This window comes from Vibrio sp. Vb1755 (assembly GCF_033338635.1).
Classification (GTDB): Bacteria; Pseudomonadota; Gammaproteobacteria; order Enterobacterales; family Vibrionaceae; genus Vibrio; species Vibrio alginolyticus.
In genome coordinates, this window is the sequence record NZ_JAWOTA010000294.1 from 1 (window position 1) to 1,125 (window position 1,125).

The 1,125-nt window shown below is 49.7% G+C and carries 1 protein-coding gene and 1 pseudogene; both read right to left on the minus strand.

Annotation, left to right across the window (positions count from 1 at the left end; translation table 11 throughout):
- Positions 1-791, minus strand: a pseudogene (locus tag R7E00_RS24645) (SLBB domain-containing protein); the annotation flags it as partial.
- A 74-nt stretch (positions 792-865) separates the two neighbouring features.
- On the minus strand, positions 866-1,125 hold a 260-nt coding region (locus tag R7E00_RS24650; RefSeq protein WP_318124839.1), incomplete at its 5' end, for an OmpA family protein.

Genomic DNA, 1,125 nt, shown 5'->3' on the forward strand with positions numbered 1-1,125 from the left:
TCCTGCTTAGGCACAAAGATGGTTGCACCGGGCAATATCTCAGGCAGCAAGCTTTGATCGCCTGTATCTAGGTAGGTTTTCAAGTTGAACATAGTTGGTGTGTTGTTCGTAATCACGCGAATTTGCTCAACGCTCGCGTAGCGAGTAACACCGCCAGCGCGCATGACCACATCGACAAGTGTGGTGTTTGGCTTGTAAGTAAATGAGCCCGGGGCGTTCACTTCACCGAACACTTTGATTGCGCGAGCGGAGTCGGCACTGTCACCAGAATTGGCGAGTTTGGCTGCATCGAACTCTTGCTCAATGTTGCCGACCAATGGGGAAGCAGGCACAAATAACACGTCTAACGATTCCAGTTTTGGTAGCTGGCTGTTGTCGCCTGTATCCAAAAAGCGTTTGTAATCGAACTCGATGTTCTGATCGCCACGTTTGACGATCATTTTGTCGAGCTGCGCGCCAGCACGGAGTCCGCCAGCTTCGTAAACAAACATTTGGATGTTAGAACCTGCGGGCAACGTGTATTCACCCGGCTTAACAACGTAGCCTTGCACGGAGATAAGCAGTTGTTGCTGTTTAATGAACACGCGAGCGTTATTCACGTCTCGATAGACGGTTTTCAGCGTTTCAATAATGACATCTTGCAATTGCTGCTCGTTATAACCAGCAACAAACACCGGACCGATTTCCGGTAAGTTGATTCGTCCGCGGCGGTCCACTTGAAAACCTTGGTTTAGCGATGCTTCGCCGGGCAGGTTGATCTGTACTAAGTCACCAACTTTTACTGTGTCGTTATCTGCGGCATGCAGAGGGGTTACCCAAGCGAGCACGCACATCGCGAACAAGGCAAAAAACGTTTTGAAAATGCTCATAACGCGCCTCCTATCGAACCGCTCGCGCTCGTTGGCATGTTGCCTTTGTTAGGTAAATTGTGATTACTTGGCGCATTGCTATCAGAGTTTGCGCTGAGAACTTCGATGCTCACACGACGGTTGGTTAGGCGCACGGCTGGCGTTTGTCCCTCATACAAAGGCAATGTGTCGCCAACAGATTTGGTTTGTACACGGTCTGACGTTACACCGAACACACTTAAGTATCGTTTAACTTGCTCAGCTCGTTCCTGTGCTA